This is a genomic window from Amycolatopsis sp. NPDC114478, assembly GCF_055633805.1.
This window is the reverse complement of the sequence record NZ_JBVKDO010000002.1, coordinates 336,255-359,981: the sequence shown is the minus strand read 5'-3', so window position 1 is coordinate 359,981 and position 23,727 is coordinate 336,255. Positions and strand designations below refer to the sequence as shown.

23 protein-coding genes are annotated in these 23,727 nt (G+C 72.8%); 12 read left to right on the top strand and 11 right to left on the bottom strand.

Going from position 1 to position 23,727, the window contains the following annotated elements:
* Positions 1–75 precede the first annotated feature (75 nt).
* Genes ACZ7OH_RS06270 through ACZ7OH_RS06255 form a run of 4 tightly spaced genes read left to right on the top strand, consistent with a single transcriptional unit; the run spans position 76 to position 3,221 of the window.
* On the top strand, positions 76–510 hold the full coding sequence (locus tag ACZ7OH_RS06270; protein WP_230863148.1) for a MarR family winged helix-turn-helix transcriptional regulator: 435 nt from the start codon (positions 76–78) through the stop codon (positions 508–510).
* A complete protein-coding gene (locus ACZ7OH_RS06265) occupies positions 507–2,198 on the top strand; it encodes an MFS transporter (protein WP_470279878.1) in 1,692 nt (563 codons plus the stop codon). Before ACZ7OH_RS06270 ends, ACZ7OH_RS06265 begins: the two co-directional genes overlap by 4 nt.
* Positions 2,195–2,935, top strand: a complete 741-nt coding sequence (locus ACZ7OH_RS06260; protein WP_470279877.1) for a dienelactone hydrolase family protein — start codon at positions 2,195–2,197, stop codon at positions 2,933–2,935. Before ACZ7OH_RS06265 ends, ACZ7OH_RS06260 begins: the two co-directional genes overlap by 4 nt.
* Positions 2,936–2,948: 13 nt before the next feature.
* A complete protein-coding gene (locus ACZ7OH_RS06255) occupies positions 2,949–3,221 on the top strand; it encodes a DUF6295 family protein (protein ID WP_400873157.1) in 273 nt (90 codons plus the stop codon).
* A 1-nt stretch (position 3,222) separates the two neighbouring features.
* On the opposite strand, the gene ACZ7OH_RS06250 is transcribed toward ACZ7OH_RS06255, so the two are convergent.
* The 4 genes from ACZ7OH_RS06250 to ACZ7OH_RS06235 all read right to left on the bottom strand — a co-directional run bounded on the left by ACZ7OH_RS06250 (position 3,223) and on the right by ACZ7OH_RS06235 (position 8,032).
* A complete protein-coding gene (locus tag ACZ7OH_RS06250; protein ID WP_470279876.1) occupies positions 3,223–4,638 on the bottom strand; it encodes a pyridoxal phosphate-dependent decarboxylase family protein in 1,416 nt (471 codons plus the stop codon).
* Positions 4,625–5,938: an MFS transporter gene (locus ACZ7OH_RS06245; RefSeq protein ID WP_470279875.1), complete on the bottom strand. Its 1,314-nt coding sequence runs from the start codon at positions 5,936–5,938 to the stop codon at positions 4,625–4,627. Before ACZ7OH_RS06245 ends, ACZ7OH_RS06250 begins: the two co-directional genes overlap by 14 nt.
* Positions 5,939–6,058: 120 nt before the next feature.
* Complete coding sequence (locus ACZ7OH_RS06240) at positions 6,059–7,084, bottom strand: LLM class F420-dependent oxidoreductase (RefSeq protein WP_470279874.1); 1,026 nt, start codon at positions 7,082–7,084, stop codon at positions 6,059–6,061.
* A 9-nt stretch (positions 7,085–7,093) separates the two neighbouring features.
* Entirely contained in the window at positions 7,094–8,032 is a 939-nt protein-coding gene (locus ACZ7OH_RS06235) for an oxygenase MpaB family protein (RefSeq protein WP_470279873.1), read from the bottom strand.
* A gap of 86 nt (positions 8,033–8,118) precedes the next feature.
* Here ACZ7OH_RS06235 and ACZ7OH_RS06230 point away from each other — a divergent pair, with 86 nt between their 5' ends.
* The 5 genes from ACZ7OH_RS06230 to ACZ7OH_RS06210 all read left to right on the top strand — a co-directional run bounded on the left by ACZ7OH_RS06230 (position 8,119) and on the right by ACZ7OH_RS06210 (position 12,908).
* Positions 8,119–8,709, top strand: a complete 591-nt coding sequence (locus ACZ7OH_RS06230) for a TetR/AcrR family transcriptional regulator (protein ID WP_470279872.1) — start codon at positions 8,119–8,121, stop codon at positions 8,707–8,709.
* Between the two features lie 58 nt (positions 8,710–8,767).
* Positions 8,768–9,553: an IclR family transcriptional regulator gene (locus ACZ7OH_RS06225; protein WP_470279871.1), complete on the top strand. Its 786-nt coding sequence runs from the start codon at positions 8,768–8,770 to the stop codon at positions 9,551–9,553.
* Between the two features lie 95 nt (positions 9,554–9,648).
* The gene (locus ACZ7OH_RS06220; protein ID WP_470279870.1) at positions 9,649–11,457 is read left to right on the top strand and encodes a glycosyl transferase; all 1,809 of its coding nucleotides are present in this window, start codon (positions 9,649–9,651) and stop codon (positions 11,455–11,457) included.
* A 22-nt stretch (positions 11,458–11,479) separates the two neighbouring features.
* Entirely contained in the window at positions 11,480–12,325 is an 846-nt protein-coding gene (locus ACZ7OH_RS06215) for a DUF4397 domain-containing protein (protein ID WP_470279869.1), read from the top strand.
* Positions 12,315–12,908, top strand: coding sequence for a class F sortase (locus tag ACZ7OH_RS06210; protein WP_470279868.1), 594 nt, complete (start codon positions 12,315–12,317; stop codon positions 12,906–12,908). Before ACZ7OH_RS06215 ends, ACZ7OH_RS06210 begins: the two co-directional genes overlap by 11 nt.
* Here ACZ7OH_RS06210 and ACZ7OH_RS06205 read toward each other — a convergent pair.
* The 7 genes from ACZ7OH_RS06205 to ACZ7OH_RS06175 form a co-directional block, all read right to left on the bottom strand.
* The gene (locus ACZ7OH_RS06205) at positions 12,905–14,008 is read right to left on the bottom strand and encodes an LLM class flavin-dependent oxidoreductase (protein ID WP_470279867.1); all 1,104 of its coding nucleotides are present in this window, start codon (positions 14,006–14,008) and stop codon (positions 12,905–12,907) included. The two genes, ACZ7OH_RS06210 and ACZ7OH_RS06205, sit on opposite strands and share 4 nt — an antisense overlap.
* Positions 14,005–15,015, bottom strand: coding sequence for an ABC transporter substrate-binding protein (locus ACZ7OH_RS06200; protein WP_470279866.1), 1,011 nt, complete (start codon positions 15,013–15,015; stop codon positions 14,005–14,007). The genes ACZ7OH_RS06205 and ACZ7OH_RS06200 overlap by 4 nt, the downstream gene beginning before the upstream one ends.
* Positions 15,002–15,703 carry an ABC transporter ATP-binding protein gene (locus tag ACZ7OH_RS06195; protein WP_470279865.1) on the bottom strand — a complete coding sequence of 234 codons (702 nt, stop codon included), beginning with the start codon at positions 15,701–15,703 and terminating at the stop codon, positions 15,002–15,004. The genes ACZ7OH_RS06200 and ACZ7OH_RS06195 overlap by 14 nt, the downstream gene beginning before the upstream one ends.
* Complete coding sequence (locus tag ACZ7OH_RS06190; RefSeq protein ID WP_470279864.1) at positions 15,688–16,506, bottom strand: ABC transporter permease; 819 nt, start codon at positions 16,504–16,506, stop codon at positions 15,688–15,690. The genes ACZ7OH_RS06195 and ACZ7OH_RS06190 overlap by 16 nt, the downstream gene beginning before the upstream one ends.
* A gap of 124 nt (positions 16,507–16,630) precedes the next feature.
* On the bottom strand, positions 16,631–17,341 hold the full coding sequence (locus ACZ7OH_RS06185; protein ID WP_470279863.1) for an MBL fold metallo-hydrolase: 711 nt from the start codon (positions 17,339–17,341) through the stop codon (positions 16,631–16,633).
* A gap of 132 nt (positions 17,342–17,473) precedes the next feature.
* On the bottom strand, positions 17,474–18,610 hold the full coding sequence (gene srmL / locus ACZ7OH_RS06180; protein WP_470279862.1) for a PheS-related mystery ligase SrmL: 1,137 nt from the start codon (positions 18,608–18,610) through the stop codon (positions 17,474–17,476).
* Positions 18,611–18,837: 227 nt separating this feature from the next.
* Positions 18,838–19,350: a DinB family protein gene (locus tag ACZ7OH_RS06175; protein WP_470279861.1), complete on the bottom strand. Its 513-nt coding sequence runs from the start codon at positions 19,348–19,350 to the stop codon at positions 18,838–18,840.
* Positions 19,351–19,394: 44 nt separating this feature from the next.
* On the opposite strand from ACZ7OH_RS06175, the gene ACZ7OH_RS06170 reads away from it, so the two are divergent.
* Genes ACZ7OH_RS06170 through ACZ7OH_RS06160 form a run of 3 tightly spaced genes read left to right on the top strand, consistent with a single transcriptional unit; the run spans position 19,395 to position 23,718 of the window.
* Positions 19,395–20,252: a DMT family protein gene (locus ACZ7OH_RS06170; protein WP_470279860.1), complete on the top strand. Its 858-nt coding sequence runs from the start codon at positions 19,395–19,397 to the stop codon at positions 20,250–20,252.
* A 53-nt stretch (positions 20,253–20,305) separates the two neighbouring features.
* Entirely contained in the window at positions 20,306–21,970 is a 1,665-nt protein-coding gene (locus ACZ7OH_RS06165; RefSeq protein ID WP_470279859.1) for an ABC transporter ATP-binding protein, read from the top strand.
* Positions 21,967–23,718, top strand: coding sequence for an ABC transporter ATP-binding protein (locus ACZ7OH_RS06160; RefSeq protein ID WP_470279858.1), 1,752 nt, complete (start codon positions 21,967–21,969; stop codon positions 23,716–23,718). The genes ACZ7OH_RS06165 and ACZ7OH_RS06160 overlap by 4 nt, the downstream gene beginning before the upstream one ends.
* Positions 23,719–23,727 lie beyond the last annotated feature (9 nt).

Sequence of the window (23,727 nt, the reverse complement as noted above, 5' to 3'; positions counted from 1 at the left end):
AGCTCCCGGCTCACCCGATAGCGGCCGGTCCGTCCGAGTTGATCAACCCAGGTTTATCAGTCTAGGTTGACGATCGTGACGGACGAGGACCTCCTCCAGGCGAGCGCGGACCTGCGCGTCGCGCTGGGCCGGGTGATCCGGCGCTTGCGGCAGGGGTACGTCGTCGGGGAGCTGACGCTGCCCGAACGGTCGGTGCTCTCCCGGCTCGACCGGGAGGGCCCGGCCACCCCGGGGTGTCTGGCCGACCTCGAACGCGTCAAGCCGCAGGCCATGGGCGTGACGCTGGCCGGCCTCGTCGACCGCGGGCTCGTCGAGCGGCGCAAGGACGACTCCGACGGCCGCAAGGTGCTGATGTCGGTCACCGAAACCGGCGTCAAGCTGCTCACCGACCGCCGTTCGCGGACGACGGAGAAGATGGCGACCGCGCTGGCCGAGAAGTTCACCGCGGCCGAGCAGCGCGAGCTGATCGCGGCCATCCCGCTCATCGAGCGGCTGGCGGACGAGCTGTGACCGTCACCGAAACCCCGAGCCGCTACAAGTGGGTCGCGCTCTCGAACACCACGCTCGGCGTGCTGATGTCCGCGCTCGACGGCTCGATCGTGATCATCTCGCTGCCGGCGATCTTTCGCGGCATCGGCCTCGACCCCCTCGCGCCCGGCAACATCGGCTACCTGCTCTGGATGATCCTCGGCTACCTGCTGGTGCAGGCCGTGCTGGTGGTGACGCTCGGGCGGCTCGGCGACATGTTCGGCCGGGTCAAGATGTACAACCTCGGCTTCGTCGTCTTCAGCGTCGCGTCGGTGGCTCTGTCGTTCGACCCGTTCCACGCCGGCGGCGGCGCGTTGTGGCTGATCGGCTGGCGGATCGTCCAGGCCGTCGGCGGGTCGATGCTGACGGCGAACTCGGCCGCGATCCTGACCGACGCCTTCCCGGCGGAACAACGCGGGATGGCGCTCGGCGTCAACCAGATCACCGCGCTGGCCGGGCAGTTCCTCGGCCTGGTCGTCGGCGGCCTGCTCGCCGAGATCGACTGGCGCGCGGTGTTCTGGGTGAGCGTCCCGTTCGGGCTGCTCGGCACGATCTGGTCGATCCGCAGCCTGCGCGAGGTCGGGACGCCGAAGCGGGCGAAGGTCGACTGGGGCGGCAACATCACCTTCGCCGCCGGGACCGCGTTGCTGCTCGCCGCGATCACCTACGGCATCCAGCCCTACGGAGACGCCGCCACCGGCTGGGGCAGCCCGTGGGTGCTCGGCGGGATCGTCGCCGGCGTGCTGCTGCTCCTGCTGTTCGGCGTCATCGAGACCCGGGTCGCCGCGCCGATGTTCCAGCTGAGCCTGTTCAAGATCCGCGCGTTCGCCGCCGGCAACATCGCCGCGTTGCTGACTTCGGTCGCCCGTGGTGGCATGCAGTTCATGCTCATCATCTGGCTGCAGGGGATCTGGCTGCCCCTGCACGGCTTCGACTACGAGCGCACCCCGCTGTGGGCGGGCATCTACCTGCTGCCGCTGACCGTCGGCTTCCTCATCGCCGGGCCGGTTTCGGGCTACCTGTCCGACCGGTTCGGGGCCCGGCTGTTCTCCACCGGCGGGCTGCTGCTGGTCGCGGCGGCGTTCCTCGGCCTGCTCGCGTTGCCGGTGGACTTCCCCTACCCCGCCTTCGCCGCGCTGCTCGTGCTGAGCGGGATCGGCCAGGGCATGTTCTCCGCGCCGAACACCTCGGCGATCATGAGCAGCGTGCCGACCGAGCAGCGCGGGGTCGCGTCCGGCATGCGGGCGACGTTCCAGAACTCCGGGACGTCGTTGTCGATCGGCGTGTTCTTCTCGCTGATGATCGCCGGGCTGGCGTCGTCGCTCCCCCAGACGCTGACCGGCGGGCTGCAGGCCCACGGCGTCCCGGCCGCCGTCGCCGACGGCGTCGCGCAGCTGCCGCCGGTCAGCACGCTGTTCGCGGCGTTCCTCGGCAGCAACCCGGTCGGGCACCTGCTGGGTCCGGACGTCCTGGCCGGGTTGTCCCCGGCGGACCGCTCGGCCCTGACCGGCGGGGAGTTCTTCCCGCAGCTCGTTTCCGGACCGTTCCACCACGGCCTGGTGGTCGTGTTCACCGCGGCCGCGGTGATGGCCGTCGTCGCCGCGGTGGCGTCCGCCTCGCGCGGCAAGCGCTACTTCCACACCCCCGAGGGATCGAAGGAGAACCGATGACCGACGAGATCGTCGCCGGGACCGTCACCATCACCGGCCACGGCGGGGACGAGCTCGAGGCTTACCTGGCCAAACCGACCGACACGACTCCGCGCGGCGGGGTCGTGGTGATCCACCACCTGCCCGGCTACGACGCGGCGACCAAGGAGATGGTGCGCCGCTTCGCCGTCGAGGGCTACAACGCGCTCTGCCCGAACCTCTACACGCGCGAAGCGCCGGGCGCGGACCCGGACGACGCGGCGGCGACGGTCCGCGCGGCCGGCGGCATCCCCGACGACCGCCTGGTCGGCGACGTCTCGGGCGCGGCGGACTACCTGCGCGCCCTGGAGAACGCCAACGGCCGGGTCGGCGTCATCGGGCACTGCTCGGGCGGGCGGCACGCGTTCCTGTCCGCGTGTTCCCTGGACCTCGACGCGGCGGTCGACTGCTACGGCGCCTTCGTCGTCAACGACCCGCCCGAGGCCATGAAGATGATGAAGCCGTTGCTGGGCCTGGCTTCGCAGCTGTCGTGCCCGCTGCTGGGCATCTTCGGCGCGGACGACCAGTTCCCGAGCCCGGACGAGGTCGCCGTGCTGGCGGCCGAGCTGGAGAAGCTGGGCAAGGAGCACGAGTTCCACACGTACGCGGGCGCGGGCCACGCGTTCTTCGCGGTCGACCGCCCGAGCTACCGGCCGGAAGCCGCGAAGGACGGCTGGGAACGCATCCTCGACTTCTACTCCCGCACGCTGACCGCCTGAGAGGACCTCACTCATGTGCACTTACCTCACGGAGAAGTTCGAACTCGAGGGCAGCGGCAAGGGCGCCCGCGGCTGGTTCCGGTTGAACGAAGGGACCGTGTACGTCGACCACCCGGTCCACGCGCCGTACGCGCACACGGTGAACATCGACTTCCGCAACCCCGGCTTGGGCGCTTCGGCGCGGGTGGCTTTGGAACTGACGGAGGAGGACGCCCTGGCCCTGGCGGACGCGATTCACGCCGCGGTCAAGTCGGCGCCCGCGGGCCTGGCTTCGCGAAACCAGTGAGTCAGGGCGTGTAAAGCGCGCCCAGGAACTCCAGCAACAGCCGCTCCCGCAACGGCGCCGGTGCCGTTGCGAGGAGCGCGTTGATCTCCGCCATCCGGTCCGGCAGGCCCGCGCCGGAGCCGAGGCCGGCCGCGGCGAGCAAGCCCGCGAACTGCTCCGACGTCAAAGTCGCCGGGTCCAGCGCTGCCACGAACTCCGCGACCGCCGGGTCGATCACGACCGGGCCCGCCTCGCGAGCCGCGTCCACCGCAGCCGCGAGGTCGGTCAGGAACTCCTTCTCGCTGCCGTGGTTCGCCGCCGTCACCGTCAGGTGCAGGTTCACCGGTGACGACAGGTGGGCGAACTGCGGCTGGACGTACCAGCCGCGGACCTTCATCTCGTCGGCCACCGTGAACAGGTCGAAGCCGTCGTCGCCGGTGAACGCGATCAGCGTCGACACCGGGTCGCCCAGCACGCGCAGTCCGTGGATCTCGGAGATGCCGGACCGGATCCGGGAAACCGCTTCCCGCGTGGACGCCGCCAACGAAAGGTAGCCCTCGGAGCCGAGGTGGCGGACCACCGCCCACGCCGCCGCGAGCGGGCCGCCCGAGCGGGTGCTCTGGATCGTCGTGTTCAGCATCGTGTAGCCAGGCCAGGCCGCGCTCGCGAAGTAGTGCGAGCGCCGCAGCTCCGCCGACGCGTGCAGCAGCACCGACGTCCCTTTCGGACAGTACGCGTACTTGTGCAGGTCCACCGACACGCTGGTCACGCCCGGGACGCGGAAGTCGAACGGCGGCACGTCGGCGCCGAGGCGGGCGAAGTACGGCAGCACCCAGCCGCCGATGCACGCGTCGACGTGCATCCGGACTCCGCGCTCGAGAGCGGCCGCCGCGATCGAAGCGATCGGGTCCAGCACGCCGTGGGCGTACGACGGCGCGCTCGCCACCACCAGCACCGTCGAGTCGTCGATCGCCGCGGCCATCGCCGCCGGGTCGGCGCGGAACGTCACCGGGTCGACCGGGACGTCGATCCGCCGCAGCCCGAACAGGTGCGCCGCCTTGTGGAACGCCGCGTGCGCGGTGGTCGGCAGCACGATCGACGGCGACGAAACGTCGGGCCGCGCGTCCCGGGCCGCGAGCACCGCCAGCAGACACGACTCCGTGCCGCCGGAGGTCACCGAGCCGACGACGCCGGGAACGTCGCCGAGCAACGAAGAAGCCGCCGCGACGAGGTCGTTCTCCATGCGCAGCAGGCTCGGGAACGCCGTCGGGTCGAGGCCGTTGGCCGACGACGCCAGCGCGTGCGCCGCCGCGCCGAGGGAGTCCACTTCGGACAGCCCGCTGTCGTAGACGTAGGCCAGGGTGCGGCCGCCGTGCGTCGGCAGGTCACCCGCGCGCAGCTCCCGCAGCTGCGCGAGGACGTCCTCAGGCGGGTTCATGCCGCGGTTCCAGGACCTTGCGCCTCAGCATCGGCAGCGCCAGCGCGATGAGCACACCGGGGATGATCGACGACCCGATCAGGATCGCCACGATCGCGCTGTGCGGCTGGAAGGCCGTCGCGTCCGTGCTGGACACGTACCCGCCGAACGCCAGGATCAGCGCCCAGAGCCCGCCCCCGAAGGCCAGCCCGAGCGTCTCCCCCGCCGTCCACACGCCGGCCGCGATCCCCGCGCGGGTCTCGCCGGTCCGCTCCTCCTCGGCGGTGATCAGGTCCGGCAGGATCGCCAGCGGGAACACCGAGATCCCCGCGTAGCCGACGCCGCAGAGCGCCACGAAGACGAACGACACGACCAGCGGGATCGACTGGGCGAACACCAGGCCCAGCAGGCCGATCGCGAACGCCGCGGTCGCCAGCCGGAAGCCGTTGAGCTTGCCGACGCGGTCGCCGAGGCGCGGCCACAGCGGCATGGTGACCAGCGCCGGGCCGACGAAGATGACGAACAGGATCGTGCCGTAGTTGTCGCTGCCGAGGATGCGCTGGGCGAAGAACGGGATCGCTGCGAGCACGGTGCCGATGCCCAGCGCCTGGATGAAGTACGTGCCGAGCAGCCAGCGGAACGGCCGCCAGCCGGCGAGCGTGCTGACGAGCTCCTTGAGGTTCACGGTGTTCGGCCGCAGCGAGCCGACCGGCGCGTCCTTGAGCCCGAAGTACACCAGCAGCGTCGCGGCCAGCACGATCAGCCCGATCACCACGGCCATGACCCGGTAGCCGGCGACGCCTTCGATCGCGGCGGTGATCGCCGGGGCGCCGCCGCCGCAGATCAGGATCGTCACGGCCAGCACGCCGATCCGGACGCTGGTCAGCTTCGTCCGCTCGGTCGCCGACCCGGTCAGCTCGGCGGGCAGCGCGTTGAACGGCACCTGGAACAGCGCGTACGCCGTGGCGCAAGCGGCGAACATGACCGCCACGTACAGCGCGTCCGGCAGCGGGCTCCCGAAGCCGGGGTGGGCGAACATCGCCGCGAACAGGATCGCGACGCCGATGCCGCCGATCAGCAGGAAGCGCCGCCGGCTGCCGGTCTTGATCAGGTCGGCGTCGGACAGCCGGCCGGCGACCGGGTTGAAGAAGAAGTCCCAGGCCTTGGGCACGAAGACGATCGCGGCGGCCCAGCCGGCGGGCACGGCCATGGTGTCGGTCAGGTACTTGACCAGGACCAGGCCGGGGACCGTGCCGAAGGAGCCGGTGACGAACGAGCCGAGCGAATAGCGGAACCTCGTCCGGCCGGACAGCGTCGTCATGGTCCTCCTCGAAACGGCGTACCGGGTGCAGGCCATGAGTATTCGATCTCGGCGCGCACCCGGTAGTGGTCGAGGGGAATCGTGCCATCGTCGTGACCAAGGCCACGACCGGGGCCCGCGCTAGCCGAGCGCGCGGGCGATCTTCTCCAACGTCGCCGCGTCACCGCGCAGAAGCAGCTGCGTGACCACCGTTTCCTCCCAGGCCTGCAGCTCGTCGCGGATCTTGGCGGCCGGCCCGATCAGCGACGTGTCCTCCACCAGCGACGTCGGGATCGCGGCGGTCGCCTCGTCCTTGCGGCCGGCCAGGTACAGCTCCTGGACCTTGTCGGCGACGTCCTCGTAGCCGAGGCGGGCGAAGACGTCGTGGTGGAAGTTCACGCTCTTCGCGCCCATGCCGCCGATGTACAACGCCAGGGACGGCTTGATCCACGACGCCGCCTCCTCGACGTCGTCGTGCACGATCACCGGGATCGAGCACGGCACCTCGAACGTCTCCAGGGTGTGCCGGGCACCCTCGCGGGCGAACCCCTCCTCGAGGGCGGCCTTGTAGAAGCCGTTGCTCTTCGGGGAGAAGAACAGCGGCAGCCAGCCGTCGCCGATCTCGGCCGAGAGGGCGACGTTCTTCGGGCCTTCCGCGGCCAGGTGGATCGGGATCTCCTTGCGCAGCGGGTGCACGGTCGGCTTCAGCGCCTTCCCGAGCCCGGTGCCGCCCTGGAGCGGCAGCTGGTAGTGCTGGCCGTCCAGGGTCACCGGGGCCTCGCGGGCGATCACCTGCCGGACGATGTCCACGTACTCCCGCGTCCGCGCCAGGGGCTTCGGGTACGGCTGCCCGTACCAGCCCTCGACGACCTGCGGGCCGGACGCGCCCAGCCCGAGCACCATCCGGCCGCCGGAGAGGTGGTCCAGCGTCATCGCGCTCATCGCCGTCGCGGTCGGGGTGCGCGCGGACATCTGCACGATGTTCGTGCCGAGCCGGATCCGGCTGGTGGACGCGCCGTACCAGGCCAGCGGCGTGAACGCGTCCGAGCCGTACGCCTCCGCCGTCCACACCGAGTCGAACCCGAGCTCCTCGGCCTTCAGCACGGCCTCCAGCGCGCCCGGCCTCGGCCCGCTGCCCCAGTACCCGACGTGGAATCCCAGCTTCACGAATGCCTCCTAGGCGTTACGACGGACGTTCGGCGCGTAGTGCTCCGGCTTGCCCCGCTCGGACAGCGGCGGCAGGTTCCTGCGTGGAGTCTCGACCAAGGCGGCGTCCGGAGCCACCTCGCCGCGCACGCGGCGCCAGCCGGCGCGGGCCCGCGGGTGGTAGCGGCGGTCGTGCGGGACGAGCTTGAAGACGGCGTTGATCAGCTTCCCCACCCGGCGGTGCCGGCGGGCGTCGCGCTCCGACCAGCGGAAGCCGAGCAGGTCGCGGACCTCGCGGTCGTAGAGCCCGATGGTCAGCCAGCGGAAGTTCTTCGCGACCAGCGCGCTCACCGGCCGCCACAGCACGTCCGGCAGCCACGGCAGGAACGGCGGTTTCGCGATCCCCCGCAGGTCGAGGACGTCCCGGGTGGCCTTGTTGTCCTCCAGGACCTCGGCGCACATGTGCTTCCAGTAGCGCTGGAAGTCCTCCCAGCTCCCGGGCACCGGCCGCATGGTCATGTCGTACATCCGCCACCACGTGACGTGCTCGTCGAACAGCCGCCGCTTCTCCGCCTCGCCGATGCCGCCCATGAAGTGGTCGGCGATGAGGATCGTGCTGACGAAGAACGTCGAGTGCGCCCAGTAGTAGGTGTCCGGGTCGAGCGCGTGGTAGCGCCGGCCTCGCGCGTCGACGCCCTTGATGCGGTCGTGGTAGCCGCGGACCTCCAGGGCCGTCGCGTGCGCGCGCGGGCCGTCGTAGACGACCCCGCCGATCGGGTAGAGCGAGCGGAACAGCCGCTGCCAGCGCTCCTCGAAGAACCGCGAGTGCTGCTCGACGCCGGCGCCGAGGCCCGGGTGCATGTTCTGCATCGACCCGGCCCACAGCGCGATCAGCAGGCCGCGCCAGTCGCCGAAGTACTTCCACGTCAGCGAGTCGGGGCCCAGCGGCTGGGGTGCTTCGCGGGTCATCGGCGGCTCTCCTCGTCGAGTCCGACTGACTACGGCTGTTGTCAGGCTAGGATCTGACAACACACGTAGTCAACCGAGGAGTGATCATGCCGGGCCGCACGTGGGCGGGCACGACCCTGGACGACCGCAGGGCGCAGCGGCGCGCGCAGCTCGTCTCCGCGGGTCTCGAGCTGCTGGGCACCGAGGGCTCGGCCGGCACGAGCGTGCGCGCGGTGTGCCGGCAGGCGAAGCTCACCGAGCGCTACTTCTACGAGAGCTTCACCGACCGCGAAGAGCTGGTCGCCGCCGTCTACGAGCACGTCGGCGAGCAGGCCCGCCAAGCCCTCGTGGACGCGGTCCGGGACGCGCCGACCCCGGTGCTGCGGGCCGAGAACGCCGTCCGCGCGTTCGTCGAGCTGATCGTCGACGACCCCCGCAAGGGCCGGATCCTGCTGCTCGCGCCGCTGACCGACCCCGCGCTGACCCGCCGCGGCCTGCACCTGCTGCCGGTGTTCGCCGCGCTCGTCGGCGAACAGCTGTCCCACGGCGACGAGACCGAGCGCCGGATGGTCGCCGTCGGGCTGGTGGGCGCGCTGAGCAACGTCTTCATCGCCTACCTCGACGGCTCGCTGAAGGTCTCGCGCGACCGGCTCGTCGCCCACTGCGTGAAACTCGTGCTCGGCGCCGACGACCACTGACCTCCACCTCCTTGCCGACCTCGTGACAGTCGCGCGGCGGATCGGGCACACTCAACCCATGCGTACCGCTGGGCGGAACGACGGCGCGAGCGGCGACGGTCTCGTCGCGGCCCGGCTCGCCGCGCTGCTGGAAGCCTTCCGGCCGGGCGACGACGCCCTGGGCGTCTCCGAACTGGCCCGCCGGACCGGGCTGGCGAAGACGACGGTGCACCGGTTGGCGGGTCACCTCGCCGACACCGGCCTCCTCACCCGTGAGGGGGGTGCGGTGCGGCTGGGGCTGCGGCTGTTCGAAATCGGCCAACTGGCCTCGCCCCGCCGTGGACTGGTCGAAGCCGCCCGGCCCTATCTCGCCGACCTGCGCGAGGCGACCCGCAACACCGTGCACCTCGCGATCCTGGAGGGCACCGAAGTCGTCTACCTCGACGTGCTGCGCGGCCCCGACGCGCCGACGCTGCCGTCGCGGATCGGCGGCCGTTTCCCGGCGCACGCCACCGGGGTCGGCAAGGCGATCCTCGCGTTCTCTCCGGAATCCGTGGTGAACCAGGTCATCGACGCCGGATTGCCCAGGATGAGCCCCAAGACGATCACCGCGCCCGGTCTGCTGCGGCGCCAGCTGACGCGGGTCCGCGAAGGCGGGATCGCGCTGGAGCGCGAAGAATCCGGCGTCGGCGTCGTGTGCGCGGCGAGCCCGCTGCTCGACGCGCGCGGCGAGGCGGTGGCCGCGGTCTCGATTTCCGGCTGGGCCAACCGGATGCGGACCGAACGGGTCGCGCCCGCCGTCCGGACGGTCGCGCTCGCGTTGACCCGGACACTCTCCGGATCCACTCCGGACAGTCGGAAATAATCTTGCGGGACAACGCTTTTCCGGCCACTGGGCCGTCCGGCTGACGTAACCCTCCCGAGCTGGACGGGTGATCGGGAGCGGCTACGATCCGTCCAATGGCCCAGCACAGCCGGGGGACGACGGTCGCGGGCCGCTCCCCCGCGACGCTCTCCGAACCGGTGGCCGCGCACCGGTTGCTGTCGCTCGACGTCGTCCTCGCGCTGCTGGCACTGGCCGGCGGCCTGCGGGTGCTCTACCTCGCCGCGCCGGCACCGGCCCTGCCCGCCGAAGCCGTGAACGTCGCGCACGCCTACGCGCTCGGGCACTTCACGGCGTTCACCGACGCGGGCGGCGGCGGGGTCAGCCCGTTCGGCTGGTGGCAGCTTTCGGCCTACACCATGGTTTCGGACGCCTTCGGGCGCTCGGCCATGGCGCTCGTGGCGGTCCGCGAAACGATGCTCGTCGTCGCCGTGCTCGGCGCGCTGCTGCTGTGGGTCCTGGCCCGGCGGCTCGGCCTGACGCGCTGGGCGGCGGCGGCCGCGGTGCTGCTGCTCGCGGCGTCCCCGCTGGCACTCGGCCTGCAGCGGCTGGTCGTCGTCGAACACCTGGCGGCGGTGTGGGCGCTGGGCGCGCTGGTGCTGCTCACCCGGCCCGACGCCCGGATCCGGCACGACGTCCTGGCCGCGGTCTGCTTGCTGGCGGCCGTGCTCACGTCGCCGCTGGCGCTGGTCTTCCTGCCCGCGGCCGGCTGGCTGCTGGTGCGGCGCGCGCCCGTGCGGGCCGCGCTCGTGGCGGTGCTGCTCAACCTCGGGCTCGGCATCGCGTTCGGTCCGGCGGCGGGGCTCCTGCGGCCGCACCTGGCGGCTTCGGGCCGCCCCTCGGTCGCCGACTGGGTCGCGCTCGACCCGGCCTGGGCGGTGCTGTCGACCGTCGCCCTGGTGGCCGCCCTCGCCGTGACGGCGCTGCGGCCGTTCGCGGTGTCCGGATTGCTGCTCGTCGCGGCCCTGCTCGTCCCCGGCGTGCCGGACACCGCCGTGCTCGCGCTGCTGCTGCCGGTGACGCCGCTGCTGCTGGCCGGCGTCGTCCAGGCCGTGACCCGGCAGCGCGACGCGGCCCACCGCTGGGAAGCCCGGCGGCAAACCGGCACCGCGCTCGCGGCGGTCGTGCTCGTCGTGATGGTCGCCGTCGGCTGGGCGTACGGCTACCCCGCGCTGCGGCCGGCGGCCGACCGGGGCGGCCCCCTGGCCGACGCGGGGAACTGGTTGCGGGTCAACGCTTCCGGCGCCCGCGTGCTGGTCGACGACGGCGCCTGGGCCGAGCTCGCGAAGGCGGGCTGGCCGACCGGCATGCTCGTCGCGCCCGCCGCGTGCGCGGCGACCTGCCCGCCGGCCGAGTGGGCCGTCTTCGCCGCCGACGAGGCCGATCTCCGGGACCGCTACCCGGCCCTCGACGCGGCTTTCGACGGCTCCGGCGCGACCGCGGTGTTCGGCACCGGCGACGGCAGCGTCACGGTCTCGCGCCTGGGGCTGCCGCCCGCCGACCCGGCGGCGCCGTCGGAATCGTCGGCCCGCGCCCACGCGGGCGAGGCCCTCCAGGCGTCGGCCCGGATCACCTTCACCCCGGACGCCGCCGTCCCGCTGCGCGCGGGCCGCGTCGACCCCCGGCTGATCGCGACGATCGCCGCGCTCGCGGCGCTGCAGCCGGTCCGCGTCACGGCGTTCCCCGAAGTCCCCGGCGAAGACCCCGCCGGGCAACCCCGCCGGCGGGTGCTGCTCACCGGCGGCGAAGACGGCGCGGCCGCGTTCTACACCGGCCAGCGCGACCTGTTCCGCCCCTCGTCGGTCGTCCGGACCGGCGGCGGCGTGCTCGTCACCTACCCGCTGTTCGCACCCCCGGGACTGCTCGTCCCGTTCTCCTCTCCCTGATCCGGTGAAAAGAGGCCCTCCGATGCGCACTCTCCCCCAGCTCCTGCTCAGACCCGGCGGGCTGGCCGCCGCAGCCCTCCTGCTCGTCGCGCTGACGCCGGTCACGGCCGAGGCGGCGACCGCGCCCGGCCCGGGCGTCGGCTGGATCCGGGTCGGTCACCTCTCCCCCAAGGTCCCGCCGGTGGACATCTACTTCGCGCCGTTCGGCCAGGCCGAGAAGGTCGTCATCCGCAAGGCGGGCTACGGCGCCGTCACGCCGTACTCCTCGCTCGACCCCGGGAAGTACACGCTGTCGATGCGGCCCGCCGATGCCGCGTCCAGCACACCGCCCGCGCTGTCGGCGACGATCGAGATCGCCGAGCGGTCCGCGTACTCGCTGCTCGTGTTCACGAACGGCCCGGGCAGCACGCTCAAGGGCACCCTGGTCACCGACGACCTCACCGCGCCGGCCGCGGGCAAGGGCCGCCTCCGGATCGTCGAAGGGTCGGCGGCGATCGCGCCGGTCTCCGTCGACGGCCCGGGCGTCCTGCTCGCCCAGGACGCGCCCTACGGCTTCACCTCGCCCTACGTCGACGTGCCGCAGGGGCGCTGGCCGCTGCAGCTGCGCAGCGGCACGGCGAAGACCAGCCCCGAGGTCGACGTCAAGGCCGGGAGTTCGACGACCGTGTTCGTCCTCGAGAACAACGGCGTGCTGAAGGCGAACCCGATCTCCGACGGCGCTTCGCTGCCCCAGCCGCCGAAGCTGGGCGTCGAAACCGGCGGTGGTGGCACGGCGTCGCCGTCCGGAACGCCGCTGTGGCCGGCCCTCGCGGTGGTCGGGCTGCTGGCCGCGCTCGTCGTGGGACGCCGGGCGGCTCGTGCGCGGTGACGTCGGCGCGCTGCTCGTCGCCGCCTTGGTGGTGGCGGGCTGCGCCCCGGCTCCGCCGCCCGCGGCGCCACCGACGGCGGCGACCACCCCGGCGGAGACGGCGACCGGGCCGAAGCTGCTGCCCACCGCGGCCGAGGTCCGTCCGGTGCGGCTGCGGATTCCCGCGATCGGCGTCGACGCACCCGCGCTCGTGCCGCTCGGGCTGGGGGCGGACCACCAGCTCGAAGCACCGGCGCGCTTCGAAGACGTCGGGTGGTACGCCGCCGGCCCGGTCCCGGGAGACCCCGGGCCGGCGGTGATCGCCGCGCACGTCGACTCCCGGTCCGGCCCGGCGCCGTTCTTCCGGCTGCGCGACCTGCGCGACGGCGACCCGGTGTTCGTCACGCGCTCCGACGGCCAGGAGACCCGGTTCGTCGTGGACACCGTCCAGCGCTACCCGAAGAACGCGTTCCCGACCGACGCGGTGTACGGACCCGCGCCGGGCAGCGCGCTGCGGCTCATCACCTGCGGCGGCAGCTTCGACGCGGCGAAGCGGTCCTACCGCGACAACATCGTCGTCTACGCCTCGACCCGCTGGGGTTAGTACTCCTTCAGCAGCCCGCGCCGGGCCAGCTCGGGCCGGACGCCGTCGCCGAACCAGTAAGCCTCCTCCAGGTGCGGGTAGCCCGACAGCACGAACTCGCTGACGCCGACGCTGTGGTACTCCTCGATCAAGTCGGCGACTTCGCTGTGACTGCCCACCAGCGAGGTCCCCGCGCCGCCGCGGACCAAGCCGACCCCGGCCCACAGGTTCGGGTGGATCTCCAGCCCGCGGACCCCGCCGTCCGTCCGGCCGCCGTGCAGCGCGACCATCCGCTGCTGCCCGACCGACTCGCTCGCGGCCAGCTGCGCCTGCGCCTTCGCGACCTGGTCCGGGCTCAGCGCGTCCAGCAGCTTCTGCGCCTCCGCCCACGCCTCGGCCGACGTGTCGCGCGAGATCGTGTGCAGCCGGACGCCGAACCGGATCGGCCGGTCGCCGGCCAGCTCGCGGACCTTGCCGATCTTCTTCGCCACCTGCGCGGGCGGCTCGCCCCAGGTCAGGTAGACGTCCGCGTGCCGCGCCGCGACCGGCAGCGCGGCCGGCGACGACCCGCCGAAGTAGATCGGCGGCACCGGGTCCGGCGCGGCCAGCGTCGTCGCGCCTTCGACGCGCAGGTGCTCGCCTTCGAAGGTGAACGGCTGCCCGGACCAGACGCCGCGGACGATGGTCAGGAACTCGTCGGTGCGCGCGTACCGGGCGTCGTGGTCGTGCCAGTCACCGAAGCGCCGCTGTTCGACCGCGTCGCCGCCGGTGACGATGTTGAGCAGCACGCGGCCGTCCGACAGCCGCTGGAAGGTGCCGGCCATCTGCGCGGCCAGCGTCGGCGAAATGACACCCGGGCGGAAGGCGACCAGGAACTTCAGCCGGGTCGTCTCGCGGATGAGCGCGGCCGTGGTCAGCCACGCGTCCTCGCACCACGTGCCCGTCGGCGTCAGGACGCCTTCGAAGCCCTGCCGCTCGGCCGCGCGGGCGACCTGGGCCAGGTAGTCCAGGTCGGGTTGGCGTTGCGCCGACGGGCCCTGGGACCGGTTGGCGTGGAAGCGTTCCACGATCGTGCGGCCGTCGCCGCTGGTGGGCAGGAACCAGTGCAGCGCGATGCTCATCCGTTGCTCCTAGCCTGGTCCAGGTCGGGGGCGAACCGCCGGTCGGCGAAGGCGGCGAAGTCCACCTTGCCCGGCAGGGTCTTCTCGTCGGTAAAGGCGTCCGCGAGCTGCTGTTCGGACGCCACCACCGAGTCGTCCAGCGCGATCGGCAGGTCCCGCCCGGCGTCGACGGCCTTCTGCGCGACCTCGAGCTTGAGCCCGGTCTCCTTCGCCCACGCCTGCGCCCACTCCGGGCGGTGCGTGTCGGCCCACTTCTGTGCCTTGACGACCCGGACGGCGAAGTCCCGCAACGCGGAGTTCTTCCCGGGGTCGGCCAGCGCGGCGGTGCCCGCGGTCAGGAAGGCGAGCCCGTTCGAGGCGCCCCGGCCGTCGGCCAGCACCCGGGCGTGCGCTTCGATCTGGGCCTGCGCGGTGTAGGGGTCCCAGATCGCCCAGGCGTCGATCGTGTGCTGGGTGAACGCGGCGTAGGCCTCCGCCGGCTGCAGGAAGCTCAGCTTGACGTCCTTTGTGGACAATCCGTTGTTGTGCAGCGTGTTCAGCAGCTGCCCGTGCGCCGAGCTGCCCTTGGCGACGCCGATCGTCTTGCCCTTCAACGTGGCGACGTCCGGCAAGGTCGAATCGGGCGGGACGAGGATGGCCTCCCGCTCGACGTTGCTGTGCGACACGCTGATCACCTTGATCTTCGCCTTCGCCGCGGCCGCGAAGATCGGCGGCGTGTTGCCGACGCGGCCGGTGTCGATCGCGCCGGCCGACGCGGCTTCGAGCAGCGGCGGCCCCGAGGTGAACGTCGACCATTCGATCTTGTAGGGCGTGCCGTCGAGCAGGCCGGCCGCGGTCAGCAGCGACTTGGCGCCGCCCTTCTGGTCGCCGACCTTGAGCGTCACCTTGGCCAGATCCGCCGCGCTGACCGGGCCCGGCACGGCAGCTTGGTCGGTGCCGGTCGCCGAGCCGCAGCCGGCCAGGGTCAGCGCCGCCGCGACGACCGCGATTCCGTTACGCCACCGCATCTTCGGTCACTCCCAAGTCGGCCAGCACGCGCCGGCGGAGGTCGTCGTGGTCGGCTTCGCGCGGCCGGTGCTCGGCCACGATCCGGCCGCCGTCGAGCACCAGGACCCGGCCGGCGAGCCGCAGGGCCTCGTCGACGTCGTGGGTCACCAGCAGCACGCCCGGCCGGTGCCGCCGCCACAGGTCCACGACCAGCCCGTGCATCGCGATCCGCGTCAACGCGTCGAGAGCGCCGAACGGCTCGTCGAGCAGGAGCAGGCCGGGTTCGCGGACCAGGGCGCGGGCCAGCGAAACGCGCTGCGCCTCCCCACCGGACAGCGTCAGGGGCCAGTCGTCGGCGTGCTCGGTCAGGTGCACCTCCGCGAGCGCCTTCTCGGCCACCGCGCGGTTGCGGGACTTCGAGACGCCGTCCTGGCGCAGGCCGAGGACGACGTTGCGCCAGACCTTCCGCCACGGCAGCAGCCGCGGCTGCTGGAAGGCGACCGAGACGGTCCCGCCCACCACCACGTGGCCGTCGACGTCGCCGTCCAGGCCGGCCAGCACCCGCAGCAGCGTCGACTTGCCCGACCCGCTGCGGCCCAGCAGCGCGACGAACTCGCCGCGCTCGACGGTCAGGTCGAGTCCGCTCAGGATCGTCCGATCCCCGAACTTCTTCGTGAGTTCGCGGACCTCCGCTACCGGGTTCCCCACCGCAGCACCTTCCGTTCCAGCAGCCGGACCAGCGCGTCGGTGACCAGGCCGAGCAGGGCGTACAGGACGAGACCGACGACCACGACGTCGGTGCGCAGGAACTCCCGCGCGTTGTTGATGAGGTAGCCGACCCCGGCGTCGGCGTTGACCGTCTCGCCGACGATCAGCGCGAGCCAGGCGAGGCCGAGCGACTGCCGCAGCCCGACGAGCCCCTGCGGCAGCGCACCGGGCAGGACGACGTGCCAGAGCCGTTCCGCGCGGCTGAACCCCAGCGCCCGTGAAGCTTCCACCAGGTCGGGGTCGGCGCCGCGGATTCCCGAGTGGACGTTGAGGTAGAGCGGGAAGGCCACGCCGAGCGCGACCAGCACGATCTTGGTTTCCTCGCCGATGCCGAACCACAGGATGAACAGCGGGATCAGCCCGAGGAACGGCAGCGTGCGCAGCATCTGGACGGGCGGGTCGACCAGCGCCTCGCCCCAGCGCGACAGGCCGGAGACGATGCCCAGCAGCACGCCGGCGAGGAGGCCGAGCGCGAACCCGGCGCCGACGCGGCCGAGCGACACGGCGAACGCGTCGCCGAGTTCGCCGCTGCGCGCGGTTTCGACGCCGGCCTGCAGGACCGTCCACGGTGAACTGAGCTTGTCGGGCGGCACGACGCCGGTGGCGCTGAAGACCTGCCAGGCGGCGACGAGCACCACCGGGCTGATCCAGCGCCGCAGGTCGGGCCGCCACGCGAGCTTGCGCGGCGGCCCGTCGGCGCGCTTCCGGGCGCGGGGAAGCACGCCCGTGGTGGAAATCGACACGGATTTCTCCCGGGGACGGGGATGTTCGGGATTGCGTGGTCCCGACCATCGGGCCCCGGGCAGGCGAAGTCAATCGGCGCCCAGTCCGTGAAATCGCGGGGTTTCAGCCCGTGGAACGGCTTGCTCAGCCGCCGAACATGACCTTCCACTCGTCGAGCGACCGCGGCCGGTAGACGAAGTTGGTGCGCTTGACGTCCGACAGCGGCGCCGACGGCTCGGCCGAGTACTGGTGGCCCGGATAGACGCCGGGATCGCCGGGCAGCCCGGCGAGGGCTTGCAGGCTGCGGTAGATCTCCTCGGCGTCGCCGCCGGGGAAGTCGGTGCGGCCGCAGCCCTCGAGGAAGAGCGTGTCGCCGGAGACGAGCTTGTCCTCGACGAGGAAGCACTGGCTGCCGGGCGTGTGACCGGGGGTGTGCAGCATCCGGATCGGAACGGACCCGACCTCGAGGACGTCGTCGTGGTCGTGGGCGCGCAGATCGCTGTCCTCGACCCCGGTCACGCGGCGGACCCACTCGGACTCGGCGCCGTTGACGTGGATCGGCACCGGCTGGATGGCGAGCAGTTCGGCGACGCCGGGCAGGTCGAAGCCGAGCATCTCGCCGCCGACGTGGTCGGGGTGGTGGTGCGTGGCGAGCACCCCGGTGAGCCGCATGCCATCGGCTTCGAGCACCGAGAGCAGATCCTGCACGGCGTAGGCGGGGTCGACGATGACCGCTTCCCGCGTGTCCCGGTCGCCGATGAGGTAGGCGAAGTTCACCATCTGCGTCGCCACGGGATCACCGACGGCGAAGTCCCGCCCGGCGAGCAGCTGCCGGAAGTAGAGCCGATCTGCCATGGCCCCACCCTACGGGTCGGCTTTCCGCCGGGGTGAGCACGATCCTCCCGGAGACTTGGCCTGCATCCTCCGGTGCGCGGCCACCGCCGCCTGGTCCTGGTCTTGATGGCCAACGGCGGGATCCGGGCCGCTTCACCGGCCGCCCGCGCGCTCCGGGGGTACCGAGCCTGACCATTGGTGCGCGGTGCCCTGGTGCAGGGCCGCGTACGCACGATCCCTCAGCGCGTTCGCCTCCGCGTCCGACAGCGTGCGGTCCAGCGGCCTGAGCACCAGCCGGACCAGGAGGTTCTTCTGGTGCCTTTCCGCGCCCAATCGCGCCAGGGCCTGCGGCGGGAGCCGTGCGCACGGCGTCTCCTGCCGGATCTCGACCGACTCGACGAGGTCCGAGTCGTCGCCGAGGGCGGTGCGGACGCGGTCGCCGAGGTCCTCGGCCCGGTCGTCGGCGGCGACGGCGATCGAGAGGTCGCGACGCACGGGCGGCAGCGCGGACACCGGACGGTAGGGCGCGAGATCGGTGAGCTGAGCGGCGACGGCCGGGTCCGCCGAGCGCAGCAGGCGGATGTCGGGGATGCCCTTGAGCAGCATGAGCATCCGGTCGAGCCCCATGCCGAGGGCGAGGCCGGACCAGCCGTCCCCGAGCCCGGCCCGCGCGAGGACGGCCGGGTGGGCCAGCCCGCACTCGGCGACCTCGACCCACCCGCCCTCATGCTCGACGTCGAGCTGGGCACCCTCCACTGTGTACGGATGCCGGCGGGGTTCGAGCCGCCACGGGCGTCCCGGCAGGAGGGTTCCGACGAGCGATTCGACGAGGTGTTCAAGGTCGGCTTTGGTGGTCGTCCCGCGGGTGATCCGCCAGAGGTCGAGCTGGTGCGGGGTGCCGCTGTGCAGCCGGTCGATGGAGTCGCGCCGGTAGACGACGCCGGGGCAGACGAGCAGGGCGTCATCGACGGGGCAGGCCTTGAGCGCCCGCAGTGCGGCGGGAACCAGGGCACTGGAGTGGCTGCGCAGCACGTGACTTTCGTCGACGTAGCGGGTGTAGCGAGCGTCGCGGGTGACGTCGGCGGGGTCGTAGCCGAGGCGGTCGTAGTTGTCGGCGACGGTGACGATCCGATCGCCGGGCCACCGCCGGATTTCAGTGCCGGGGCGACCCACAGCGGAGACGGCCCGCTCGACGACGAGCTGAACGGCATGCGGCCCGGCCGCGGGATCAGTCAGATCCCGGACGGCGAGGTCGCGAGTGAGCTGGGTGGGAGTGAGCAGGGCGGGCACGACGGAACCTCCTGAGTGAGCGGGTTGGGTGAGCGAGGTGCTCCCCCTGGCCCGGACACTCGGCGAGGTTCACCGCGGCGCGTTCAGACAGCGCAGGCGGCGGGCATGGCCCCGGAACCCCACTGGCGCCCACGAAGGGCCAGGGGGCCGGGAAATCGGCGGTATCCCGCAACGACGGCCACGAACCCAGGTTAGCCGGTCAAGTCAACCGACAACACGGACATTCCCTACTCCCCCACCTCCCCATCAGCCAGCTCCCGCAGCAAGTCCAAATGCCCCACATGCCGGGCCGTCTCCTGGACCACGTGCGCCACCACCCACCGAACCGTGAACTCCCCGCGCCGCCGGGTCCGGTCGTCCGGACCCAGCCTCCGCAGCGACTTCTCCGCCCGCGCCCACTCGGCCTTGTACGCCGCCACCACGGAAGCCGGCGTGTCCTCCGGCGCCGGATCCCAGCTCGGGTCCGGCGAACCCGCCCACAACGACGGCAGGTCCGCTCCCCCGGCCTCGATCGACAACCACCACCGCTCCACCGCCGTCAGGTGCTTCACCACCCCCAGGGCACTCAACCGCGGTGACGTCGGCAGCGGCGTGGCCACCGCCAAGGCAAGCGGCAACCCCGCCAGCTTGTTCACCGCCGTCGCGCGGAGGAACTGGAGGAAGTCCAGCTGAAGGCGCAGCTCGTCGGAAGCCAGGCGGCCCGGCCACGACCGCTGCATCTTCGAACTCATGTTCGACATGACCGCAACGTACCCCACCGCACCGACAAAATAGAGTGATCGCCATGTGGTGGGGACTGCTCTGCGCGCTCGGCGCGGCAATCGCGTACGGCGTGGCTTCGGTGATGCAGTCGGTCGCCGCCAAAGCCGCGGACACCGGCACCGACAAACCCGGCGTCGACCCGAAGCTCCTGGTCCGCGTCCTGAAACAGTGGAAGTTCGTGCTCGGCCTGTCCCTCGACGTCCTCGGGTTCGTCGCGCAGATCGCCGCCCTGCACGTCCTTCCGCTCTTCGTCGTGCAGGCCGCGCTCGCCGCCAGTCTCGCCGTCACCGCCGTCGCCGCGCGGTTCCTCGGCGTGCGGCTCGGGACGAAGGAGTGGGCGGCCGTCGCCGTTGTGTGCGCCGGGCTCGGGCTGCTCGGCGCCGCCGCCGAGAGCGAGGGCTCCGATCCCGTCGGGCTCGGCTTCCGGCTCGGGCTGATCGGCGCCGTCGCCGTGCTGGCCGTGGCCGGGATCGCCGCCGGGAAGGCGAGCCGCCGCCTCCGGACACCCGCGCTCGGGCTGGTCGCCGGGCTCAGCTTCGGCGTCGTCGCCATCGCCGGCCGGATCATCCCCAGCCTCGCCCCGCTGGACCTGCTCACCGACCCGGCCACCTACACCGTCGCGGTCGCGGGCGGCATGGCGATGCTCTTCTACGCGACGGCGTTGCAACGCGGCAGCGTCACCACGAGCACCGCGATGATGGTGCTCGGCGAGACGGTCTTCCCGTCGCTGGTCGGCGTGCTCGTGCTCGGCGACCGCACCCGGCCGGGGTTCGCGGTCGTCGCCCTCGCCGGGTTCGTCCTCGCCGTGGCCGCCGCGCTCGCCCTGGCCCGCTTCGGCGAGCCGGATACAACTGAGACGAAGCCGACGGTCTCCCCGTAACTTCTTTACTTAGACTAGCCTTACCTATCCCACGACAGGACAGGGAGGCGCGGGTGCGCACGACCGGACGGGAAGTCCTCCGCCGTTCGATCACCGGGCAACGACGATCGGTGGGCCTCGCGGCGCTGCTGACCGCGTGCCACCAGGGTGGTGAGGCGCTGGTGCCGGTGGTGATCGGCGTGGTGATCGACCAGGCCGTCGCCGGCGGCTCGGTGGGCACACTGCTCCTCTGGCTCGCGGTGCTCGGCGTGCTCTTCGCGGTGCTGTCGACCAGCTACCGCCTCGGCGCCCGCTTCGGCGAGCGCGCCGCCGAACGCGCCGCCCACGACCTGCGCCTCGACGTCGGACGCCGCGTGCTGCACCCCGGCGGCGGCGCGGAGTCCCTCGCGGGCGAACTCGTCAGCGTCGGGACGTCGGACGCGAAGCGCGTCGGCCAGGTCAACGGCGTCCTGCCGTTCGGCGTCGCCGGGCTGGCCGGGCTGCTGGTCAGCGCCGTCGTGCTGCTCACCATGAGCGTCCCGCTCGGCCTGCTGGTGCTGCTCGGCACGCCGCCGATGCTGTACCTCGCGCACCTGATCGGGAAGCCCCTCGAGCGCCGCAGCGAGGCCGAGCAGGAACGCTCCGCGTTCGCCTCCGGCATCGCCACCGACCTCGTCGCCGGGCTGCGCGTGCTCAAGGGCGTCGGCGCCGAACGCGCCGCCGTCGACCGCTACCGCCGCACCAGCCAGGACTCGTTGAAGGCGACGCTGCGGGCGGCACGCGCGCAGGCCTGGCACAACGGCGCACTGCTCGCGCTGACCGGGATCTTCATCGCCCTCGTCGCGCTCGTCGGCGGGAACCTCGCGGCCGCCGGCGAAATCAGCGTCGGCGACCTCGTCGCCGCGGTCGGGCTCGCGCAGTACCTGATCACGCCGTTCTCGATCTTCTCGTGGGTCAACGGCGAGCTCGCTCAGGGTCGCGCGTCGGCCGCGCGCATCGCCGACGTCCTCAACGCGCCACCCGCCGTCGACACCGGCGAGGCCACGCTGCCGACGCCGTCAGCGGGTCACGTCCGGCTGTCCGCGCTCGGCCGCGGCGCGCTGCGGGACGTCGGCTTCGAAGCGCGCCCGGGCGAGCTGCTCGGCGTGGTCGCCACCGATCCGGCCGCCGCGACCGACCTCCTCGACTGCCTCGGCCGCGCCGCCGACCCGGCGACCGGCACCGTTACGGTCGACGCCGTCGATCTGTCCACTGTGGACCCCAGCCGGGTCCGCGAAGTGGTGCTGGTGGCCGCGCACGACGCGGACCTCTTCGCCGGCACCGTCGCCGAGAACTGCGGAACCGGACCGCTCGCCGGACCGGCCATGACCGCGGCCGCCGTCGACGAGGTCGCCGAGGCGCTGCCCGACGGCGTCGCGACCGCCGTCAGCGAACGCGGGCGGTCGCTCTCGGGCGGGCAGCGGCAGCGGGTCGCGCTGGCCCGCGCCCTGGCCGTGGACGCGCCGGTGCTCGTGCTGCACGACCCGACGACCGCCGTCGACACCGTCACCGAGGCCCGGATCGCCGCGGGCCTGGCCGAGCTGCGGCGCGGCCGCACGACCATCCTCGTGACCACCAGCCCGGCGCTGCTCGCCGCGACCGACCGCGTCGTCCTCCTCGACGACGGGCGGATCGCCGGCGTCGGCAGCCACGCCGAGCTGGCCGGTCGCGCCGACTACCGGGCGGCGGTGCTGTCATGACCCGCGAACTCCTCCCCGTGGCCGACGGCCGCCGGATCCGCGCCGTCGTCGGCGAGCTCGCCGGCCGGTCGAAGGGCCGGGCCGCGGCCGCGTTCACGGTGCTCGTCGCAGCGACGGCGATCGGGCTGCTCACCGCGCCCCTGCTCGGCCGGGCCGTCGACCTGGTCGCGACGCGCCACCCGGCGGCCGAACTCGTCACGCCCGTGGTGGGCTTGGTGCTGGTCGCGCTCGCCCAGGCGGTCGCGACGGCGATCGGCGTGTCGCTGGTGGCGCGGCTGGGCGAAGAGATCCTCGCCGAGCTGCGCGAACGCTTCGTCGAGCGGGCCCTCGGCCTGCCGCTCGACCAGCTGGAGCGCGCCGGGTCCGGCGACCTCACGACGCGCGTGACGAACGACGTCTCGGTCGTCGCGGAAGCCGTCCGGCAGGCGCTGCCCGAGCTCGGCCGCTCGGTGCTGACGGTCGTGCTCACCTTGGGCGCGCTCGCGGTGCTGGACTGGCGGTTCCTGCTGGCCGCGCTGGTCGCCGTGCCGATCCAGCTGTGGACCGTCCGCTGGTACGTGCCGCGCGCGAAGCCGTTGTACGCGAGCCAGCGCGAGGCCATCGGGGCGCAACAGCAACAGCTGCTGGACACCATCGGCGGCGCGAAGACCGTCCGCGCGTTCCGGCTGGCGGACACCCACCTCGACCGGGTGCGCGCGCGGTCGGACGTCGCCGTCGACCTGGCCCTGCGCGGGATCCGGCTGGTGACGCGGTTCTACGCGCGGCTCAACCTGGCGGAGTTCCTCGGGCTGTCGGCCGTGCTGGCCATGGGGTTCCTGCTGGTCGGCGCGGACGCGGTGACGGTCGGTGTCGCGACGGCCGCGGCACTGTACTTCCACAGCCTCTTCGGCCCGATCACGACGGCGCTGGCCCTGGTTGACGACGCGCAAGCGGCCGCGGCCGGCCTCGCGCGGCTGATCGGCGTCGCGGACCTGCCCGCCGAAGCCGCGCCCGCACAGCCGGCCCGGCCGGTGGACGCGTCGGTGAAGACGGCGGCGGCCGGCTATTCCTATGTGGACGGTCACCCGGTGCTGCGCGACATCGACCTCGGCGTCGCCCCCGGTGAACGGGTGGCGCTGGTCGGGGCGAGCGGAGCGGGCAAGACGACACTGGCCAAGCTGATCGCGGGGATCCACGCGCCCACCACGGGCTCGGTCACCCTCGGCGGCGTCCCGCTGGAGGAGCTGGGACCGGAGGCGACCCGCCGGACGGTCGCGCTGATCAGCCAGGAGGTCCACGTCTTCGCGGGGCCCCTGTCCGCCGACCTCCGCCTGGCGCGCCCGTCGGCGACCGACGCGGAACTGCGTGCGGCGCTGGCGAAGGTGGGCGCACTGTCCTGGGTGGACAGTCTGCCGGACGGCCTCGCCACGGTCGTCGGCGAAGGCGGGCACCAGCTGACGGTGACGCAGGCCCAGCAGCTCGCCCTGGTCCGGCTGGTGCTGGCCGACCCGCCGATCGCGATCCTCGACGAAGCCACGGCGGAGGCGGGCAGCGCGGGCTCGCGGGTCTTGGAGTCGGCGGCCGCCGCGGCGCTGGAAGGGCGCACGGCGCTGGTGGTGGCCCACCGGTTGACCCAGGCGGCGGCGTCGGACCGGATCGTGGTCCTCGACGCGGGCGCGGTGGTGGAGTCCGGAACGCACGACGAACTGGTCGCGGCGGGCGGCCAGTACGCGAAGCTGTGGGCGGCCTGGTCAGGCCAGCGCACCTGACGCGCCGTC

What these genes read in the sequence shown, in the direction of transcription:
- ACZ7OH_RS06260 (WP_470279877.1), top strand. Translation starts at nt 2,195, where the DNA reads ATGACCGACGAGATCGTCGCCGGGACCGTCACCATCACCGGCCACGGC.
- ACZ7OH_RS06255 (WP_400873157.1), top strand. Translation starts at nt 2,949, where the DNA reads ATGTGCACTTACCTCACGGAGAAGTTCGAACTCGAGGGCAGCGGCAAG.
- ACZ7OH_RS06250 (WP_470279876.1), bottom strand. Translation starts at nt 4,638, where the DNA reads ATGAACCCGCCTGAGGACGTCCTCGCGCAGCTGCGGGAGCTGCGCGCG.
- ACZ7OH_RS06245 (WP_470279875.1), bottom strand. Translation starts at nt 5,938, where the DNA reads ATGACGACGCTGTCCGGCCGGACGAGGTTCCGCTATTCGCTCGGCTCG.
- ACZ7OH_RS06235 (WP_470279873.1), bottom strand. Translation starts at nt 8,032, where the DNA reads ATGACCCGCGAAGCACCCCAGCCGCTGGGCCCCGACTCGCTGACGTGG.
- ACZ7OH_RS06230 (WP_470279872.1), top strand. Translation starts at nt 8,119, where the DNA reads ATGCCGGGCCGCACGTGGGCGGGCACGACCCTGGACGACCGCAGGGCG.
- ACZ7OH_RS06225 (WP_470279871.1), top strand. Translation starts at nt 8,768, where the DNA reads ATGCGTACCGCTGGGCGGAACGACGGCGCGAGCGGCGACGGTCTCGTC.
- ACZ7OH_RS06220 (WP_470279870.1), top strand. Translation starts at nt 9,649, where the DNA reads ATGGCCCAGCACAGCCGGGGGACGACGGTCGCGGGCCGCTCCCCCGCG.
- ACZ7OH_RS06215 (WP_470279869.1), top strand. Translation starts at nt 11,480, where the DNA reads ATGCGCACTCTCCCCCAGCTCCTGCTCAGACCCGGCGGGCTGGCCGCC.
- ACZ7OH_RS06205 (WP_470279867.1), bottom strand. Translation starts at nt 14,008, where the DNA reads ATGAGCATCGCGCTGCACTGGTTCCTGCCCACCAGCGGCGACGGCCGC.
- ACZ7OH_RS06200 (WP_470279866.1), bottom strand. Translation starts at nt 15,015, where the DNA reads ATGCGGTGGCGTAACGGAATCGCGGTCGTCGCGGCGGCGCTGACCCTG.
- ACZ7OH_RS06185 (WP_470279863.1), bottom strand. Translation starts at nt 17,341, where the DNA reads ATGGCAGATCGGCTCTACTTCCGGCAGCTGCTCGCCGGGCGGGACTTC.
- ACZ7OH_RS06175 (WP_470279861.1), bottom strand. Translation starts at nt 19,350, where the DNA reads ATGTCGAACATGAGTTCGAAGATGCAGCGGTCGTGGCCGGGCCGCCTG.
- ACZ7OH_RS06170 (WP_470279860.1), top strand. Translation starts at nt 19,395, where the DNA reads ATGTGGTGGGGACTGCTCTGCGCGCTCGGCGCGGCAATCGCGTACGGC.
- ACZ7OH_RS06160 (WP_470279858.1), top strand. Translation starts at nt 21,967, where the DNA reads ATGACCCGCGAACTCCTCCCCGTGGCCGACGGCCGCCGGATCCGCGCC.